The sequence below is a fragment of the Flagellimonas sp. ABD4_174 genome (assembly GCF_056160185.1).
The window spans coordinates 281,321-299,673 of the sequence record NZ_JBSWWP010000001.1; the positions used below are offsets into that span (position 1 = coordinate 281,321).

The window sequence follows — 18,353 nt, forward strand, 5'->3', positions numbered from 1 at the left end:
ATGGTGGCCTTTTCAGAGCGGCAAAAGGTTATTGGCACTCCGGCCTTACCTCTAATTCTTATAAAACTTGGTACTTTTTATCCCAGAATAATCCTGAATGACCAAAACATATAGGCCGGAAGAAATTGAAGATACATTTATTGAGCCTTGGGTCTTTCCTTTATTTATAACATTTCCGGAAGTCGTCACAATAGAGAATTCTGCATCTTTGGACAACTCACCGTTTACATTTAGGTAGTCCACGGTAGGATTGGGATAAACGGAAATGCTCAACTGCTGTGGTACGTACATAGGTGTATTCTGAATCAATACTGTTTCTATACCATTAAACTCAAATTCAATCGTTTCCGAAAATTCGGATACTGCATTCTCGGTACAAATGGAACGTACCCGTGCTTCGTATACCTTTCCGGTTTCCAGTAAATCAAGATTAAAGCTGTTTTCCCAAATCAGTTCATTGCTCCAGTTATCGGAATCAATACTTTTATATTGAAATTCGAACAATGTTTCATCGGCATTGCTCCAAGAAAGTGTAGTGCCTGCTTCCGTAGAGTTTTTAATTTCAAAACCCGTAGGAACCTCAATAGAGCAATTGGATATTTGAGCCCCGGACACGATCAAGGAAAAATCCTGGATTTCGTTTTTTAATCGCCCTTTATGGCTTACAGTGATGGTATACGTACCCTTGGCATTTTCGATTTCAATTCGTTCGAACGGGTCTACCTTGTTATCTCCTAGTGTTGCCGGGTCGTTGGCTCTGGCTGGATTAAGTTTCCAAGGAAAATAGTTCTTTCCATCTTTTGTGATACGAATATCCAAATCGTTGACCAAAGCGGCTGTTGTGCTGTTCAAGTCTCCACGGTTAATGTTTTCCGATTCTGGGTCGGTCCAGGATATGGAAGCGATCAAAGGATGGTTTTCAAGTGCAGTTACCGTTATGGAGTAGGTTTCACCATTGATCAAACTTTCTTCATTCACCAACGAGGTGTAGTCTTTGTTCTGAAGCACCTCTGCCGCCGATTTGGCATTCATCACCCCCCAACCCATTTTGTAATCGGGTCCTTTGGCATCCACATCATCTGCTGTATGAAGAGCCAATCCTTTTAAGGTTGCCGCTTTCATATACTTGCCAAAAAGCTCTTCGTGGTATTGTTGCAGCAAAAGTAAAGAACCTGTTACTCCGGGTGCTGCCATGGAAGTTCCGGCGGACACTTGATAACTACTGTTGGTTGATGAGCTGGTAGATAGAATATTTCCTCCATCTCCTGCAAGGTCCGGCTTAACACGGCCATCGTCAACAGGGCCAAAACTGCTATACCCGGCCACCGATACGTTCTTTAAATTTCCTTTGTTGTCTATTTCTGTATTTGCACCGGCAATGGTCAATCCGTTTTTTGATGTTGTAAATCCCAATAAAAGATCAAAGCCATCGCTGGTCTTACCAAAGTTTGGGCTAGCATTATCGTTGGATTGTCTGGCATTCCCTGCTGCGGTCACCATCAAATAATAAGGAGCATTGTACATGACCCTGTCCCAATCTTGGGTAGCTTTTATGTAAGCCCCAAAGTACCAATCTGGCACTCTGTCGGACAAAATTCCATAGGAATGGTTGCTCAACAACAGGCCATTTGCGGCAGCCTGTGCCACTTCGATCTTATCTCGGCTCCAATCGTGGCTCAAAGCCTTGGCGTTATAGGCCACACCTTTGGCATTGGGCTCTACTCCTGCAGATATAAGGTTGCCCGTTACCAAGGTGGCATGCAGACTTACTTCGGTGGAATTATCATTTTTGTATGCCCTTGTATCAAACTCTTGATGCGAGCTTAGAGCAATGCCGGAATCCCATACGCCCACTTCCATATTGCTTCCTGTAAGCCCAAGGTTCAACAGGCCATTATCGTACAAGGTATGGGCTCTCGATGTTTGGGATGCTGGGTCGTTCAATGTTGTATAAAACAAAGGAGTGCCGTCGGAGCCGATATCCTCAAGTGCTATTTGAGTGCTATCACCTTTATTTTTTGACGCAAAAAGACCTTTGGTCTTTATTAATTCTTCTATTTTTTGACGCTTATTTTGGTGCTCCGATTCAAAATCGGAAATCAAGGAAGATATTTTTCCTTGATCGTAGGAAAAACGAATCTTGTCCTTCCCGTTTTTAGATTGTGCAATTAGGGAACTCACGCTGAGTAGTGAGATACATAAAGAGAAGATAGCTCTCTTGGTCCCTAAAGGAAATCTGTAGTCCATAATTAAGTTTAGGTAAGATTTGGACTACGAATATATTAGGAAAGATGATGTACTTCGATAAAATTCCTACTTTATTCGACGAAATACACGGCTTTTTACGCCTTTTGTTGTGAAAATTAACTTTTACGTTGTGTAATTTATTTCTTACTTTTTAATTTTCTTCTAAAACAATATAAACAGGAAAGTGATCGCTATACCCTCCCAAATAACTACCTCCTGCATATGTCCTGAACGGGTTCCCCTTATACTTCCCATGCCATTCCTTTAAAAAGCGCGGCGCGAAAATTTTAGCTTCAACAAAACTATGTGTGCCAGCTTGGAAATTCAAAAAACTATGGGAAATCAATATTTGATCAAAAAGATTCCAATTTCCCCTATAGTTAGCACTGCCTGTTTTGGGGGACAGTAATTTATTCATAGGGTTTATAAATCGACCCGTTTCCATCAAGGTTTGTATACTTTCCGAACGTGGATCATCGTTAAAATCCCCCATTATGATAATGTTATCGGAATCCCCTTGCGTTATTTCCAATTTATCCAGAATTGTTTTTGCGGCTTTGACTCTTTTGAAGTTGGTTTCATCTGCGCCCTCCCTTCGGGACGGCCAATGATTTACGAAAACATGGATTTCCTCCTGGTGAAGTACCCCTTTAACATATAAAATATCTCGCGTAAAATCCCTTTCCCCGTTAGTGTTATCTACGATCAAAGGAATGGTTTGAGCATCCAATACCTTAAAATGTTGTTTGTGGTAAACCAAAGCCGTATCGATTCCCCGTTCGTCCGGTGAATCAAAATGGATAACATCATAGGCAGTATTCTTTAATTTATGGGCATGTAATATTTTTTCGACCACAAACTTGTTCTCTACTTCGGCCATACCGATTAAAACCGGGGGGTGGACACTCTCCTTTCTTCCAATTTTTGAAATGGCTTTCGCAATCCGTTTTACCTTTTTGCCAAATTTATGCTCATCCCACTTTCGAAAACCTTTTGGTGTAAAATCATCATCCAACAAATAGGGATCGTCCTTGGTGTCAAAAAAATTCTCAAGGTTATAAAAAGCGATGGTGTACCTATTCTTCTTTTTTAGCAATTTTTATTGTTTGTTACTGTTCAAAAGCGAATGTACAAAAACAGCTTCCAAAACATTATGTAGATTTGCAATCTAAACCCATTTAATGCTAGAAAAGAAGACTATAGAATATGAAAAGGCGGTGCTGATCGGTGTAATGAACCAGCACCAGAACGAGGAAAAGGTAAAAGAGTATTTGGACGAACTCGAATTTTTGACCTACACTGCAGGAGGTGAGGTCGTAAAACGATTCGTACAAAAAGTCGATGTGCCCAATCCCAAAACATATATTGGAAGTGGAAAAATGGAAGAGGTTCAACGTTTTGTCAAGGAGAACGAAATCGGCTCTGTTATTTTTGATGATGAACTCTCGCCCGCACAACAGAACAATATTGAAAAGCTGTTGCGCTGCAAAGTGCTGGACAGAACCAGCCTTATTCTGGACATATTTGCCCAAAGGGCAAAAACAAGCTACGCCAGAACCCAAGTGGAATTGGCTCAATATGAATATTTGTTGCCAAGGCTTACAGGTCTTTGGACCCACTTGGAAAGGCAGCGAGGGGGTATAGGAATGCGTGGCCCCGGTGAAACCGAAATTGAAACGGATAGGCGTATTGTTCGCGACCGAATTGCTTTGCTCAAAAAGAAACTTGCCAAAATAGACCGCCAAATGGAAACCCAACGCGGTAACCGAGGCTCTCTGGTCCGTGTAGCTTTGGTCGGGTACACCAATGTAGGGAAATCCACTTTAATGAACGTGATCAGCAAGAGCGATGTGTTCGCGGAGAACAAGCTTTTTGCCACTTTGGATACTACCGTTCGAAAAGTGGTCTTGGGCAACCTTCCTTTTTTGCTGAGTGATACAGTTGGGTTTATACGAAAATTACCCACCCAATTGGTAGAGAGTTTCAAGAGTACGTTGGACGAGGTTCGCGAAGCCGATCTCTTGCTTCATGTGGTAGATATATCGCATCCTAATTTTGAAGATCATATCAGCTCGGTAACCCAGATTTTGGACGAGATAGAAAGTTCCGACAAGCCTACCATTATGGTCTTTAACAAAATAGACCAATATAGCCCGGAAACAATAGAAGAAGATGACCTTGTAACCGAACGCACCACTGCACATTTCACCCTTGAGGAATGGAAAAATACTTATTTTAACAAATTGGGCGACAAAGTTCTGTTTATTTCTGCGCTTAACAAGGAGAACATGGACGAATTCAGAAAACGAGTGTACCATGCCGTAAGGGATATTCATGTGACCCGCTTTCCGTACAACAACTTTTTGTACCCGGAGCATTTGGATGAGTTTTAAGGCAAACGGACGTTCGGCCCGTTTTTTCGATAAACTACATAAGTGAGGCAGGTTCACCACAATTTCAGTGCCCTACACAACAAAAATTTAGAAACTGACCACCGGCGGTATACTTTCACCATGTTTTTAAGTCATTTTAGTGTCATGCACAGATCTTATGGATCTTAACCTACTTAGACCTTGGTCTTAAGAACATGGAAAAATATTTTTTCACCCCACAAAAAAGCCCTCGATAAAGAGGGCTTTTTTTGTTTGTATATTCCAATGCCATTAAAATTTATAGCTCAATCCTAAAGTCCAATACGATTGCAGTTCGTTGTCTATGCTTTCAAAAGTTGCTGTGGGATCCGGAGTTGGGGCATTGTTCAGGACATAGTTCAAGGTTTCTTGCTTGTTGTTTCTCAAACCAAAATCAAAACCAACCCCGATCATTTTCCATAATGTATAGCTAAAAGAGTTGGTCCAGGTCCAGTTACTGTAATCACCGCTCTTGTAACTTTGGAACATGGAAAGGTTGCTCTTAAAACTAACTGCTCCAATCTGTTTGGTGTAATCGGCAACAATCTTGGCACCCATAGAAGATTCAAAAATGGTGTCCTCATCACTGAACACAAAGTTATAGTTGAGAGGGTGCATTACAACTATTAAATCGGGTATGGGCGTCCAAGTAGCACCAACCCCTAAATCCAAGTAACCTGGATCGTTAAAGTTGCTTAATATTGTAGTACGATATTCCATTAAGCCTGAAATCGCAAATTTTTCGCTCAGTTTTCTACCGTACAGCGATGATATATTAAAAACATCTGTAGCCTGTCGGAAGCTATCGTCGTCCGTAGGATCGTCCTTATCATCCAACTTTACCCAAGCAAGATTTATGTTGGCCGCATTACGCCAAAAGAATTTTTCTTCTTGAAGGTTGGCAAATGCATTAACGGTAAAACCTATGTTTCCGGCAGAGTTATTTGGAATGCCCTGGGCAAACCAATTATTAAATTCGGAAATGCTTCCGCCAATGGTTCCAAAAGCACCGATTTTCCATCCTGGAAGGGCATCCAGTTTTGCTTGTAGGGCATCCACTCTTGCCTGAATAGCCGCAATGGAATCTTTTTTCGGGGCAATTTCTGATTTTAGTTCCTCAGCTGTCTGTGCCGAAGCAGACACAAATACAAAAAGGGACATAGCTGTAAAAAACAGTTTTTTCATAGTATGGAGTTTAGTGTTAAGACCCGCAAAAATAAGAAAAGTCACTTTCTAACGTATTATCAATACAGAAATCAGTCATCAGATGTTAGTTTTTTGATATAAAACTCTAGAAATGAGTACGTAAAGTTGTTAAAGACAATAATGATAATAGGTATAATTCTTGTCAAATCAATGAGCAATGAATACTGCGTTGTAGAAAACAACTTCATCCTATTTTATTTACAAAAATCTTACTGCTTTTACGACTGCGCGATACTTAGTGTGATAGCCCGAAATGACATGTTCGGGGGTCATTTGGATTTATCACGTTCATTTCATTTGGTTCGAAATGACAAGAACAGATCTCTGACCTCTTCAAAAAAGAACATCCGTCAGATCAAACGGGGCATCCGTCAGATCGTGCACCGAACTCTTCCCGAAAATCGGCACCTTGTACCTTTCATCTTAAAAAACAAAGACTATGAACCTTAAAAAATTAGCTCTTTCGCTCCTTGCAGTGGCCGCCCTATGGTCCTGCTCCAAGGACGATGGGCCCAGCACGCCGACCGGCCCCACCGTAACAAGCTTTACCCCCGAACAGGGCCCGGTGGGCACCCTGGTCACCGTCAACGGGACCAACTTCGCCACCACCGCCGCTGCCAACACCGTGAAGCTGGGAAGCGCCACGGCGACCATAAGCGGAACCCCCACGGCAACCAAACTGACCATCACCGTGCCACAGGGCGCCACATCAGGAAAGATCAGCGTTACCGTGGGCGGGAAGACCGACACCAGCACCAAGACCTTCACCGTGACCGAGCCCGATCCTACCAACACCCCCCCAGTAATCGCTGACCAGGCCTTTGAGGTGGTCGAGAGCATCGCCGACACGGAAGGAATAGGGACCGTAACGGCCACGGACCAGGATCAGGACGAGCTGACCTTCTCCATCACCGAGAACGACAACGACCGCTTTGAGATCACCCCCGAAGGTGTTTTGAGCCTTACGGCCGGCACCACCCTGGACTTTGCGGAACAGGCACAGCATGTTATCACCGTGCAGGTGAGCGACGGCAAGGGGGGCACGGCCACCGCCAAGGTCTCCATCAACGTTACCGAGGATATGGCCCCTACCGGAGCGGTGGAGTACGAGTTCTCCGTGGCGGAGACCATTGCCGATACCGAAGTTATCGGAGTGATCACCGCCGAGGACCCCGAGGGGAACGCCATTACCTACCAAGTGGACGATAGCGACCTTTTCGAAATCAACGCCGATGGAGAGCTCAGCCTTATCGAGGGCACCAACCTGGACCATGAGGCCAAGACCGTGCACAACATCACCGTGATCGCCAGCGATGGCCTTAACGAGCTCGAGATCTTTGTTACCGTGATCGTGGAGGACATCACCTCCGCCGAGGACCCCTCCACCTTTGTGACCAAGTGGGTCACCGAGCAGGCCTTCGAGTCCATAATCATAGGCGTTCAGCAAAACACGGAATATGACTTTACCATAAACTGGGGCGATGGTACAATAGAAAATGTTTCCTTCACCAATGAGTCGGTATTCTTCCATGCCTATGATGAGGCGGGAACCTACACCATTGCCATAGAAGGAGTGTTCCCCGCAATCGACATGTCGAGCGGTGCAGCCACGGCCGACAAACTGGTGGGCATACAGCAGTGGGGCGCCATCCAGTGGCAGAGCATGGAATTCGCCTTTTTTGATTGCGAGAACCTCTCAGAATATACCGCCACCGACGTGCCAGATCTCTCCAACGTGGAGTCGATGGCACAAATGTTCAGGAATTGCACCCTGTTCAACGGTGCCATCGGGGATTGGGATATCAGTACGGTAACTGATATTTCATATGTATTTATGTATACCTCATTCAATCAGGATCTCAGCAATTGGAATACCGAGGAGGTTATAACAATGCGAGCTGCTTTCCATTCTACTCCCTTTAATAAAGATATTAGTAATTGGAATACCGAAAAAGTAGAGAATATGCGGGGAATGTTTACAAATACTCCTAACTTTAATCAGGACATCTCCAATTGGAAAACAAATGTAGTAAAAGACATGAGCTTTATGTTTTCGAATGCGGCATCCTTCAACCAGGACATCGGGGGATGGGATACCTCAAATGTGACCAGTATTTCTGCTATGTTCCAAGAAGCCAGCTCCTTCAACCAGAACATCGGGGGATGGGTTACGTCCAGTGTAACTGAAATGTCTAATATGTTCTTTAATGCAAATTCCTTCAATCAGGACATCGGGGGGTGGAACACCTCAAATGTGCAAGATATGACAGGTATGTTCTTTAATGCAAATTCCTTCAATCAGGACATAGGGGGTTGGGACCTTTCCAATTTGCAGGATGCATCCGGTATGTTGGGTAATTCTGGGATGTCCCCTGAAAACCTGAGCAGTACGGTTATCGGCTGGAACAATTTTGTAATGAATAATGATGGTCCTAATAATATTTTTTGGGGAGTGGACAACCTTGTTTACTGTGGCACGGATGCCTTCTTGGCATTTACCAATCTTGCGAACGAACATGGTTGGAGTATTGAAGGCACTCTTGGCGTGCAGCAAGACTGTAACTAATATTGGTTTATTACTTTACTAAATAAAACACCGTCGGTGGCCACAGAGCTGTCGGCGGTTTTTGTTTTTGGGGTGATAAGATTTGAGATGTCAGAGGACAGAAATCAGAGCTCAGACTTCTGATGTCCGATTACTGGATAAAAAGATTTCTCCCTGCCCCCTCGACTCATTTCGACTTTGCTCAATGACCAGTGCTCAGCGACCCAAGTTGGTATTCTACTCTGGATACTGAGCCGTCATTCCGTGCTTGACACGGAATCCCATCTGAGTGAGACGCTGAAACAAGTTCAGCGTGACGATAAGAAGTTATTTCGACATGAGGAACGAAGTGACGATGGAGAAATCTTAAAACACAGAATGCAACGGTTCAGATTTCTCACACTCATTTCATTCGGTTCGAAATGACAGGCAAGGTTCAAAGTGTCATTTCGTGCCCCACACGGAATCCATGTCCATGGGATGGGACCCTGAAACAAGTTCAGGGTGACGGGGTGCCTCACTTTGTCCAAAAGGACATCATCGAGGGTCATTTCGACATGAGTTCCGAAATAATTCTTGACGATTGAGAAATCTCTTGCTTAAGTGCAAGTTCAAGTCTCAAGTTCAAAAGAAATGTCCTCTTAAATCTTGATTCCTGGCTCTTGGTTCCTGTCAAGGTTTCTCCCTGCCCCCTCAACCCATTTCGACTTAGCTCAATGACCAGCGCTCGGGGTGGCAGTTCGAAATGACAATGACAGGGTTATTTAGTAGATAAAAAAGATGCTTCACGACGTTCGAATTGACAAAGAGTCCTATTAGTGATAATTCGTGATATTGGTGTCAGCGGCATACTGCCTACTGCCCGCTGGACTACTGCCAACTGAAATCTATTTCTTTCTTTTAAACAAGGGCACCGAGGAACAGGCTTCGCCGTACATTACACTTTTGGCCACTTCCTGTATTTTGGTCACGGCCATCAAATAAGCATTTTCGGGTACGGGTTTATTGGAACATCCTTTTATAATCACGGGTTTGTCCTTAAAATCAGAAACGTCCAATTGCTCCAATATGTTTTGATATAAAGCGGTTTCCAAGTATTCCAAACTTCCATGACTCACCTTTTTGGCATAGGGCTGTAGTTTAGAGGCAATCAGCATAAAGGCCCAACCGGGCACTATGGCATCCGAGGAACATTGTAGCGCCACATAGGCATCTTGATAGGCTGTCCAATCATGTTCATCAACGTGTGCACGGAACTCCTTTTCACGTAAAATAAAGCCTTCGTACAGCCAATCCTTAATGTCCAACACCTTTCGCTCTCCCTTTGGATAATAATCCTCCAGGTTGAAAGTGATCAACTTGCTTTGGGCTACTCTATTTACAATTTCTTCAGACATCAGATGTTAGATTTCAGTAGTTAGACCTAAATACCGACCAGTGGACATTTCTAAGAAAACAAAAAATGCATTAGAGCTTTTGATTCTGCGAACGAAACCGATTGGCCGGAGATGTTTTCTGGTGCTTGGTCTTTCTTCCTTTTACCCGCTTTCTCCACAACTCAAAAGACGAACGTTTAAGGTTGCTGCGCATTATTTCCCTTACATCGTTTTCCTTGAGGTCAAATTGGTATTCTATGGCTTCGAAAGGGGTTCTATCCTCCCAAGCCATCTCAATAATCCTATCAATTTGTCTTGCGGTCATCTGCATTTGGGTTTGGCTGTGTATTTTACAGGAGCCCGAGTTCCAATTTGGCTTCTTCGCTCATCAGTTCTTGGGTCCATGGTGGGTCAAAAGTGATCTCCACTTCCACATCCTTCAAAACGTCAATGGACTTTACCTTTTCTTCTACCTCCACGGGCAAAGTTTCCGCCACGGGACAGTTAGGGGATGTCAGGGTCATCAAGATCTTAACTTCGTATTCTTCGTTCACAAATACATCGTAAATCAGTCCCAACTCGTAAATATCCACAGGGATTTCCGGATCATAAATGGTCTTGAGCACCTTTACGATTTTTTCGCCCAGTTCTTGTGTATCTATGGTAGTTTCTTCACTCATTCTGTGTTATTTTAACTGTGTTTGATAGGCAACTGCATACAATTTCAATTGCTTGATCATACTGACCAATCCGTTGGCGCGGGTGGGGGACAAATGTTCTTTTAGTCCAATTTCATCAATGAACTCGGTATCGGCATCAATAATGTCCTGTGGTTTTTGGTTGCTGAACGCCCTGATCAAAATGGCAATAATGCCTTTGGTGATAATGGCATCGCTATCTGCTGTAAAAACCAACTTGTCTCCATCCAGTTCGGCGTGTACCCACACTTTGCTCTGACAACCTTTTATGATGTTGTCGTCGGTTTTATATTTTTCTTCTATTAACGGAAGTGATTTACCGAGCTCGATCATGTATTCGTAGCGCTGCATCCAGTCGTCGAACATGGAAAACTCGTCTATTATCTCTTCCTGTATCTCTTTTATGGTCATGCAATGGTTTTGTTCAAAAATACAACTCGCTATGCTGCGATTCAAGTGTTTAAGATAAAGATAACGCTTTGCCTAAAGCAACATGTTTTTGGCTCGTTTTATACCTTCTACCAGCTTATCCACTTCTTCCTTGGTGTTGTAAAAGCTAAAACTGGCCCGTACAGTTCCCGGAATTTGGTAAAAATCCATGATGGGCTGTGCACAATGGTGACCGGTTCTAACGGCTATCCCCAGTTTGTCCACAATGGTACCGATATCGTAGGGATGAATTCCCTCAATATTAAAGGATATCACCGAAGTTTTATGTACTGCAGTTCCGTAAATCTTGAGGCCTTCGATCGTGAGCAATTGCTCCGTAGCATATTGCAACAATTCATCTTCATATTGGGCAATGGCATCAAATCCGATACTGTTCATATAGTCCAAAGCTGCTCCAAAAGCGATTCCACCGCAAATGTTGGGTGTTCCGGCTTCAAATTTATGGGGCAGGTCGGCATAGGTGGTCTTTTCAAAGGTCACCTCCGCGATCATTTCGCCTCCGCCTTGGTAAGGAGGCAATTTCTTGAGCCATTCCTCTTTTCCATATAGCATTCCAACACCCGTTGGTCCACACATTTTGTGTGCGGAAACGGTATAAAAATCCACATCCAAAGCTTGCAGATCAGCTTTAATATGTGGGGCTGCCTGTGCTCCATCTATCAAGACTGCTGCCCCTACCTTGTGTGCGGCATCAATAATTTTTTCAATTGGGTTAACGGTTCCCAATGCATTGGACACGTGGTTGCAGAAGACCAACTTCGTCTTATCGGACAATAGGTTGTGGTATTCCTCCATGACCAATTCCCCATCTAGATTCATCGGAATCACTTTAAGAAGTGCTCCCGTGCGTTCACACAACATTTGCCATGGTACAATATTGGAATGGTGCTCCATGGCAGACACTAAAATCTCATCTCCTTCTTTTAAAAAGGAAGTGAATCCGGTTGCCACCAAATTGATGCTCTGTGTGGTCCCCGAAGTAAAGATCACTTCTCGGGAATGGGCAATATTGAAATGCTTCTGGATTTTGTGACGGGCAGCCTCGTAGGCATCAGTGGCTTCTTGCGACAAGGTATGCACCCCACGATGGATATTGGCATTATAGTTTTGATAATAATCGACAATGGTGTCAATCACCTGCTGTGGCGTCTGCGAGGTGGCTGCATTGTCCAAGTATACCAAAGGCTTACCATTGACCTCTCTTTGGAGGATGGGAAAATCCTTTCTAATGGTCTGTATGTCCAAAGTGGTCTCTATCATGGTAATGTAACGGTGAAAATCCTTTTTTTAGAGGTCAAAACCCATACGAACGCCGAGTTTATCCGCAATGATTTTATTAATCCTAACTTTTAGTTCAGGGATTCGAACGCTTTCCAATACGTTGTTCGCAAAAGCGTACATCATTAAAGCCTTGGCCTCTTTTTTTGGTATTCCCCTTGATCTTAGGTAAAAAAGGGCTTCATCATCCAACTGACCAATGGTACATCCGTGCGAACATTTTACATCGTCCGCAAAAATCTCCAGTTGGGGCTTCGAATTGATAGTAGACTTATCGCTCAACAATATATTGTTGTTCTGCTGAAAGGCATCCGTTTTCTGTGCAATCTTGTCCACAATGATCTTACCATTAAAGACCCCGGTGGAACTATCGCCAAAAATGCCTTTATAATCCTGATGGCTCTCACAATTAGGTTGTGCGTGGTGCACCAAGGTGTGGTGGTCCACATGCTGCTTATCTCCCAAAATGGTTACGCCTTTCAAGGTAGAGTCGATACGTTCCCCGTTCTGATAAAAGTTCAGGTTGTTACGGATAAGTTTACCTCCCAAAGAAAAAGTGTGTACGCGCACTACGCTGCTATCCTTTTGTGAAATATAGGTGTTGTCCACCAAGGAAGCTGTAGGGGCATCGTTCTGTACCTTGTAGTAGTCAACAATAGCGTCCTTGCCCGCAAAAATCTCGGTCACGGAGTTTGTAAAAACTTCGTTCCCCGTCAAACTCTGGTGGCGCTCTATAATCTGGACCTCAGCGTTGTCTTCTGCCACGATCAAGTTACGCGGCTGCAACATCAGGGCCGCTTCGTTACCCGTTGCCAAATGCAGTATCTGGATGGGTTTTTTGGGCATTTTGTTCTTTGGGATGTAGATATAGGCTCCTTCTTTACTGAAAGCTGTGTTCAACGAGGTCAGCGTTTCATCTTTTGATGCCGCTTTGTTGAAATATACTTCGATCACTTGCTGGAACATGGGCTTGCTAAAGGCCGAGCTCATCAAACATACATCCACTCCATCGTGTGTGGTTTCAGATAGGTAAGAACTGTAGACTCCATCTACAAATACAATTTTGTATGTGTCTATCTCGTGTAGGAAATATTTTTTGACATCCTTGTACTCCAACGAGGTCTCGTGTTTTGGAAAGATGCTGAAATCTATCTTTTCCAAACTTTTAAGGGATGTATATTTCCAGGCTTCGTCTTTTTTGGACGGAAACCCTTTGCTCTCAAAATTCTTTATGGCCCTGGACCTTTCTTCGTGTACGGGATGGTCTAAATCCATACCATCTTCAAAAGCCAAAAATGAGGAGACTAATTTTTCCTTTAAATCCATTTTTTTAATGTTTCAGGTTAAGGGTTTCATGTTTTAGGTTTCTCGCTGATTCTCCTTAAACTTTACTCCTTTAAAATCCTTTTTATTTAAATAGTTGATGAAGTTTGCAATTTTCCGGCTAAGGACTTCATACTCAGAAGTCAGCTTTTGCAATTCATCAATGGTGATTTAATTGTTATCAAAAACCCGGTACAATTGTGATCTTGATTCTCCCGCAGATCCTTTTGCAATTGAAAGAAATTGTCTGAATTCCAAGTTACCATCCCTTTCAAAGCCTTCGGCAATATTGTCCATTACAGAACCCGAAGATGCCTTTATCTGATCTCTTAGTCTAAAATGATTCTTCAAATCGGTTTCTTTTGCAATACGGATGATGTCCTTGGATAGCTTTCTGGCTTCCTGCCAAATCTCTAAATCTTCAAACTTTTTTACGGTAGCCATTAGATCGGGACAACATTAAACTTGAAACTCCTAAACTACAGCATCTTCTTTCAACCAATCGTATCCTTTTTCTTCCAGCTCCAAAGCTAGTTCCTTGGTCCCGGATTTTACGATTTTACCATTGTACAATACATGTACAAAATCCGGCACAATGTAATCCAACAATCTTTGGTAGTGCGTTATCACAATAATGGCATTGTCCTTGCTGCGCAATTTGTTTACGCCATTGGCCACGATACGGAGTGCATCGATATCCAATCCAGAATCGGTCTCATCAAGAATGGCCAATTTGGGTTCCATCATTGCCATTTGAAAAATCTCGTTCCGTTTCTTTTCACCACCAGAAAAGCCTTCGTTCAAAGAGCGTGAAAGAAATTTTCTGTCAATTTCCAACATTTCGGACTTCTCACGAATCTTTTTGAGCATTTCATTGGCCGGCATGTCTTCCAATCCTTGTGCTTTTCTGGATTCGTTTATTGCGGTCTTCATAAAGTTGGTCACCGACACTCCAGGAATCTCAACTGGGTATTGAAAGGACAAGAACACTCCTTTGTGAGCTCTTTCTTCTGGTGAAAGTTCTTCCAAGTCCTCTCCTTCCAAGAGAATGTTTCCTTCTCCCACTTCAAATTCTTCCTGACCTGCAATTACTTCGGCCAAAGTACTTTTACCTGAACCGTTGGGGCCCATAATGGCGTGCACCTCTCCTGCGTTCACCTTTAGGTCGATTCCCTTAAGGATTTCTTTATCGTCTACGCTTGCGTGTAAATTTTTGATTTCTAGCATCTTCTATAATTGTATCCTATCTTATTAATTGTGATTTCGACTTAACTCTACCACAAATCGAATTGGGTAGCTGAGCTCAACCGAAGCTATCCTACTGATCCTTCCAAACTAATTTCCAATAGTTTTTGTGCTTCTACTGCAAATTCCATTGGAAGTTTGTTCAACACTTCCTTACTAAATCCGTTCACGATCAAGGCAATGGCCTTTTCGGTATCGATCCCCCTTTGGTTACAATAGAAAATTTGGTCCTCTCCAATTTTACTGGTGGTAGCCTCGTGCTCTATTTGTGCCGATTTGTTTTTGGCCTCGATGTAGGGGAATGTGTGCGCTCCACAACGGTTGCCCATCAACAGGGAATCACATTGCGAAAAGTTTCTGGCGTTTTCGGCCCTGCTGTTTACTTGAACCAGGCCTCGGTAACTATTTTGTGATTGTCCGGCGGAAATTCCCTTGGAAATTATGGTACTCTTGGTGTTTTTTCCCAAGTGGATCATCTTGGTCCCGGTATCCGCTTGCTGAAAATTATTGGTCACGGCAATGGAATAGAACTCACCTATTGAGTTGTCTCCTTTTAATACACATGATGGGTATTTCCAAGTTACGGCCGATCCTGTTTCCACTTGTGTCCAAGAAATCTTGGCATTTTTTTCACAAATCCCTCGCTTGGTCACAAAATTGAATACCCCTCCTTTACCTTCACTATTGCCCGGGTACCAGTTTTGTACGGTAGAATATTTGATCTCGGCATCGTCCAAGGCGATAAGCTCTACAACCGCTGCATGCAGTTGGTTCTCGTCGCGGGAAGGTGCGGTACAGCCTTCCAAATAGCTTACATAGCTGCCTTCATCCGCCACCACCAAGGTTCTTTCGAACTGTCCTGTTCCCGCTTGGTTGATACGGAAATAAGTGGAAAGCTCCATGGGACATCTTACTCCTTTTGGGATATAACAGAATGACCCATCGGAGAATACGGCGGAGTTCAACGCTGCATAAAAATTATCTTTTTTGGGCACTACAGTTCCCAGGTATTTCTTCACCAATTCAGGATGTTCCTGGATAGCTTCTGAAATGGAACAAAAAATTATTCCTTTTTCCGCCAGGGTTTTTTTGAAGGTTGTGGCCACAGAAACGGAATCCATCACAATATCCACCGCTACCCCGGCCAACTTTTTCTGTTCGTCCACGGATATTCCCAACTTTTTAAAAGTCTCCAATAGTTCTGGATCTACCTCGTCGAGGCTATTGTACTTGGGTTTTTTGTTAGGGGCCGAATAGTAGGAGATATCTTGAAAATCGGGTTTTTCATAAGTCACATTGGCCCATTCTGGCTCCTCCATTTCCTTCCAGGCACGAAAAGCTTCCAGTCGCCACTCCGTCATCCACTCGGGCTCCTCCTTCTTTTTGGAAATAGCTATTACAATATCCTCGTTCAACCCTTTGGGCAGGGTGTCCGATTCAATATCCGTGTAGAAACCGTACTCGTATTCCTTGGTCTCCAGTTCTTTTTTTAATTCTTCCTCTGTATAAGCCATACGCTCTCATTTTGTTAATTGACAACAATCAATCAACAGTTTCAATTTTATAGTGAAAAACTCTCTCCACATCCACAGGTTCGTTGGGCATTTGGATTATTGAAAACAAAGCCCTTTCCGTTTAAACCTCCGGAATATTCCAATGTGGTGCCCACGAGATACAAAAAGCTTTTTTTATCCACGATAATCCTTACGTTATTATCCTCAAAAACCTTATCTGTATCAGCAGCCGACTTGTCGAACTTTAACTCATAAGACAATCCGCTGCATCCTCCGCTCTTTACACCAACACGTACATAATCTGTGGTCGCATTGAAACCTTCTTCGGTCATGAGCGACACCACTTTATGCCTTGCTGATTCTGAAACCTTAATCATCTTACTTGAATTTAATCTAAATAGCCCACAAATATACTGTATCTAAAGGGTTTTACCATAGCAACTAACATTATTATAACGAATGATTCCATAGGTGTTTCCTATGGAAAATCAGGACGGTTTGACCACAAGTCCCATCAGTCGTGAATTCACACATATTCTTAATGACATTTGACATGTTTCCGCCTAAAACATTTTTATGTGCCGCCCGACACCAGAATTTACGATTATCCTCATTATTTTTGTAAAATGCTAGAAGACAAGAATCAAGAACGTACATCGTTGGAAGAATTGGGCGAATTTGGCCTGATCGAACATCTTACCAAAAACTTTGAACTCAAACAACCATCCTCATTGATCGGTGTTGGCGACGACGCAGCCGTTATGGATTATGGAGCAAAAAAAACCGTAGTTTCTACGGATATGCTTGTAGAAGGTGTTCATTTTGACTTAAGCTACATGCCCTTAAAGCACTTGGGCTATAAATCGGTGATGGTCAACCTTTCCGATATCTACGCCATGAACGCCATGGCAACACAAATTACGGTTTCGTTGGCCATTTCCAACAGGTTTCCCCTCGAAGCCCTGGAAGAGTTTTATGCCGGGGTTGCGCTTGCTTGTAAATTATACAATGTTGATCTGGTCGGTGGCGATACTACATCTTCTACACGCGGAATGATAATAAGCGTTGCCGCAATTGGCATTGCCAATGAAAATGACATTGTTTACCGCAAAGGGGGCAAACCAAACGATTTATTGGTAGTGACCGGAGACCTTGGTGGCGCCTACCTGGGACTACAAGTACTTGAACGGGAAAAGGAAGTGTTCAAGGTAAACCCGAACAGCCAACCAGATCTTGAACCCTACTCTTACATCGTGGAGCGACAACTAAAGCCTGAAGCCCGCAAGGACATTGTGGAACTCCTCACGAAATTGGAAGTAAAACCTACTTCCATGATAGATATTAGCGATGGACTATCTTCAGAGGTTCTTCATTTGTGCAAGCACAGTGATTTGGGATGCAATGTTTTTGAGGATAAAATTCCTTTGGACCCCACGGTTATTTCTGCTTCGGAAGAATTTAAGATGGATAGCACCATGATTGCCCTGAGTGGTGGGGAGGATTATGAATTGCTGTTCACCATTGATCAAGCTGATTTTCCAAAAATTAAAGGAAATCCCAATCTAACGGTTATAGGTCACATGACGGAAAAGAATGAAGGGATACATTTGATCACTAGAGCAGAGACCAAAATTCCGATTACGGCACAGGGTTGGAATTCTTTTGAGAAATAAAAAATCCCGAAAATCAAGATTTCCCTACAACATGGTATTGGGGCACGTAACCAGTAGCAGTAGGTAATTACTTAAGTTTCCGGGATAAGATTTGGCCTTTTTTAAAAAGAAAAAGGGTTATGCTACTTGGTGCACCACCCTACTTTTTCGTTTTCTGTACATATCTTCCAATGTACTGTTGATTTCTTGCATTTGAGGAGTCAATGCAGATAGTTTTCCACTGACATCCGTTGTAACCTGTTTTTGGCAATGTACACATTTGTACTCTTTAATGTGCTCTGTTACTTTTTTGGAAACCACATAATGGTGCCCGAACAAACTACAAAAGAAAGAAGATAATTTTTTGCCATGCTGGATAGTAGATGTTTTCATAAGCTGGTTTGTTTG

General features: G+C 43.1%; 16 protein-coding genes and 1 pseudogene. 3 read left to right on the top strand and 14 right to left on the bottom strand.

The features are described from left to right. Positions 1–51 precede the first annotated feature (51 nt). Both ACXAFK_RS01230 and ACXAFK_RS01235 read right to left on the bottom strand, forming a co-directional pair. Entirely contained in the window at positions 52–2,247 is a 2,196-nt protein-coding gene (locus tag ACXAFK_RS01230) for a S8 family serine peptidase (RefSeq protein WP_474956537.1), read from the bottom strand. A 151-nt stretch (positions 2,248–2,398) separates the two neighbouring features. Beyond that, a complete protein-coding gene (locus tag ACXAFK_RS01235) occupies positions 2,399–3,343 on the bottom strand; it encodes an endonuclease/exonuclease/phosphatase family protein (RefSeq protein ID WP_474956538.1) in 945 nt (314 codons plus the stop codon). A gap of 85 nt (positions 3,344–3,428) precedes the next feature. Between ACXAFK_RS01235 and hflX the strand changes: the two genes are divergently transcribed. Then, entirely contained in the window at positions 3,429–4,640 is a 1,212-nt protein-coding gene (hflX, locus tag ACXAFK_RS01240; RefSeq protein WP_474956539.1) for a GTPase HflX, read from the top strand. Between the two features lie 270 nt (positions 4,641–4,910). Here hflX and ACXAFK_RS01245 read toward each other — a convergent pair whose 3' ends face one another. Then, positions 4,911–5,843, bottom strand: coding sequence for a DUF3078 domain-containing protein (locus tag ACXAFK_RS01245; protein WP_474956540.1), 933 nt, complete (start codon positions 5,841–5,843; stop codon positions 4,911–4,913). 460 nt (positions 5,844–6,303) lie between these two features. Between ACXAFK_RS01245 and ACXAFK_RS01250 the strand changes: the two genes are divergently transcribed. Next, positions 6,304–8,430: a BspA family leucine-rich repeat surface protein gene (locus ACXAFK_RS01250; protein ID WP_474956541.1), complete on the top strand. Its 2,127-nt coding sequence runs from the start codon at positions 6,304–6,306 to the stop codon at positions 8,428–8,430. 866 nt (positions 8,431–9,296) lie between these two features. On the opposite strand, the gene ACXAFK_RS01255 is transcribed toward ACXAFK_RS01250, so the two are convergent. From ACXAFK_RS01255 to ACXAFK_RS01300, 10 genes and pseudogenes are all read right to left on the bottom strand, one after another. Continuing rightward, on the bottom strand, positions 9,297–9,806 hold the full coding sequence (locus tag ACXAFK_RS01255; RefSeq protein WP_474956542.1) for a DUF2480 family protein: 510 nt from the start codon (positions 9,804–9,806) through the stop codon (positions 9,297–9,299). A 70-nt stretch (positions 9,807–9,876) separates the two neighbouring features. Beyond that, complete coding sequence (locus ACXAFK_RS01260; protein WP_474956543.1) at positions 9,877–10,116, bottom strand: TIGR03643 family protein; 240 nt, start codon at positions 10,114–10,116, stop codon at positions 9,877–9,879. A gap of 19 nt (positions 10,117–10,135) precedes the next feature. After that, the gene (locus ACXAFK_RS01265) at positions 10,136–10,465 is read right to left on the bottom strand and encodes an iron-sulfur cluster assembly protein (protein WP_100816841.1); all 330 of its coding nucleotides are present in this window, start codon (positions 10,463–10,465) and stop codon (positions 10,136–10,138) included. 6 nt (positions 10,466–10,471) lie between these two features. Beyond that, positions 10,472–10,894 carry a SufE family protein gene (locus tag ACXAFK_RS01270; protein ID WP_224835877.1) on the bottom strand — a complete coding sequence of 141 codons (423 nt, stop codon included), beginning with the start codon at positions 10,892–10,894 and terminating at the stop codon, positions 10,472–10,474. A gap of 72 nt (positions 10,895–10,966) precedes the next feature. Further along, on the bottom strand, positions 10,967–12,193 hold the full coding sequence (locus ACXAFK_RS01275) for an aminotransferase class V-fold PLP-dependent enzyme (RefSeq protein ID WP_474956544.1): 1,227 nt from the start codon (positions 12,191–12,193) through the stop codon (positions 10,967–10,969). 27 nt (positions 12,194–12,220) lie between these two features. Continuing rightward, positions 12,221–13,537 (bottom strand): Fe-S cluster assembly protein SufD, encoded by a 1,317-nt coding sequence (gene sufD / locus ACXAFK_RS01280; protein WP_474956545.1) that lies wholly within the window; start codon positions 13,535–13,537, stop codon positions 12,221–12,223. Positions 13,538–13,570: 33 nt separating this feature from the next. Then, a pseudogene (locus ACXAFK_RS01285) lies at positions 13,571–13,978 on the bottom strand (four helix bundle protein). Positions 13,979–14,008: 30 nt separating this feature from the next. Then, complete coding sequence (sufC, locus tag ACXAFK_RS01290; protein ID WP_293297808.1) at positions 14,009–14,761, bottom strand: Fe-S cluster assembly ATPase SufC; 753 nt, start codon at positions 14,759–14,761, stop codon at positions 14,009–14,011. A gap of 86 nt (positions 14,762–14,847) precedes the next feature. Then, positions 14,848–16,293: a Fe-S cluster assembly protein SufB gene (gene sufB / locus ACXAFK_RS01295; protein WP_224835880.1), complete on the bottom strand. Its 1,446-nt coding sequence runs from the start codon at positions 16,291–16,293 to the stop codon at positions 14,848–14,850. Between the two features lie 47 nt (positions 16,294–16,340). Further along, positions 16,341–16,670, bottom strand: coding sequence for a HesB/IscA family protein (locus ACXAFK_RS01300; protein WP_224835881.1), 330 nt, complete (start codon positions 16,668–16,670; stop codon positions 16,341–16,343). Between the two features lie 249 nt (positions 16,671–16,919). Here ACXAFK_RS01300 and thiL point away from each other — a divergent pair, with 249 nt between their 5' ends. Continuing rightward, on the top strand, positions 16,920–17,966 hold the full coding sequence (gene thiL, locus ACXAFK_RS01305; protein WP_474956546.1) for a thiamine-phosphate kinase: 1,047 nt from the start codon (positions 16,920–16,922) through the stop codon (positions 17,964–17,966). A 117-nt stretch (positions 17,967–18,083) separates the two neighbouring features. Here the strand turns inward: thiL and ACXAFK_RS01310 are convergent, their stop codons facing one another. Beyond that, positions 18,084–18,338 carry a hypothetical protein gene (locus tag ACXAFK_RS01310; RefSeq protein WP_224835883.1) on the bottom strand — a complete coding sequence of 85 codons (255 nt, stop codon included), beginning with the start codon at positions 18,336–18,338 and terminating at the stop codon, positions 18,084–18,086. Positions 18,339–18,353: the final 15 nt, after the last annotated feature.

Bases quoted from the DNA above. Each gene is read 5' to 3' on its own strand.
- ACXAFK_RS01230 (WP_474956537.1), bottom strand. From the start codon at position 2,247: ATGGACTACAGATTTCCTTTAGGGACCAAGAGAGCTATCTTCTCTTTA.
- hflX (WP_474956539.1), top strand. From the start codon at position 3,429: ATGCTAGAAAAGAAGACTATAGAATATGAAAAGGCGGTGCTGATCGGT.
- ACXAFK_RS01245 (WP_474956540.1), bottom strand. From the start codon at position 5,843: ATGAAAAAACTGTTTTTTACAGCTATGTCCCTTTTTGTATTTGTGTCT.
- ACXAFK_RS01250 (WP_474956541.1), top strand. From the start codon at position 6,304: ATGAACCTTAAAAAATTAGCTCTTTCGCTCCTTGCAGTGGCCGCCCTA.
- ACXAFK_RS01255 (WP_474956542.1), bottom strand. From the start codon at position 9,806: ATGTCTGAAGAAATTGTAAATAGAGTAGCCCAAAGCAAGTTGATCACT.
- ACXAFK_RS01260 (WP_474956543.1), bottom strand. From the start codon at position 10,116: ATGCAGATGACCGCAAGACAAATTGATAGGATTATTGAGATGGCTTGG.
- ACXAFK_RS01265 (WP_100816841.1), bottom strand. From the start codon at position 10,465: ATGAGTGAAGAAACTACCATAGATACACAAGAACTGGGCGAAAAAATC.
- ACXAFK_RS01270 (WP_224835877.1), bottom strand. From the start codon at position 10,894: ATGACCATAAAAGAGATACAGGAAGAGATAATAGACGAGTTTTCCATG.
- ACXAFK_RS01275 (WP_474956544.1), bottom strand. From the start codon at position 12,193: ATGATAGAGACCACTTTGGACATACAGACCATTAGAAAGGATTTTCCC.
- sufD (WP_474956545.1), bottom strand. From the start codon at position 13,537: ATGGATTTAAAGGAAAAATTAGTCTCCTCATTTTTGGCTTTTGAAGAT.
- sufC (WP_293297808.1), bottom strand. From the start codon at position 14,761: ATGCTAGAAATCAAAAATTTACACGCAAGCGTAGACGATAAAGAAATC.
- sufB (WP_224835880.1), bottom strand. From the start codon at position 16,293: ATGGCTTATACAGAGGAAGAATTAAAAAAAGAACTGGAGACCAAGGAA.
- ACXAFK_RS01300 (WP_224835881.1), bottom strand. From the start codon at position 16,670: ATGATTAAGGTTTCAGAATCAGCAAGGCATAAAGTGGTGTCGCTCATG.
- thiL (WP_474956546.1), top strand. From the start codon at position 16,920: ATGCTAGAAGACAAGAATCAAGAACGTACATCGTTGGAAGAATTGGGC.
- ACXAFK_RS01310 (WP_224835883.1), bottom strand. From the start codon at position 18,338: ATGAAAACATCTACTATCCAGCATGGCAAAAAATTATCTTCTTTCTTT.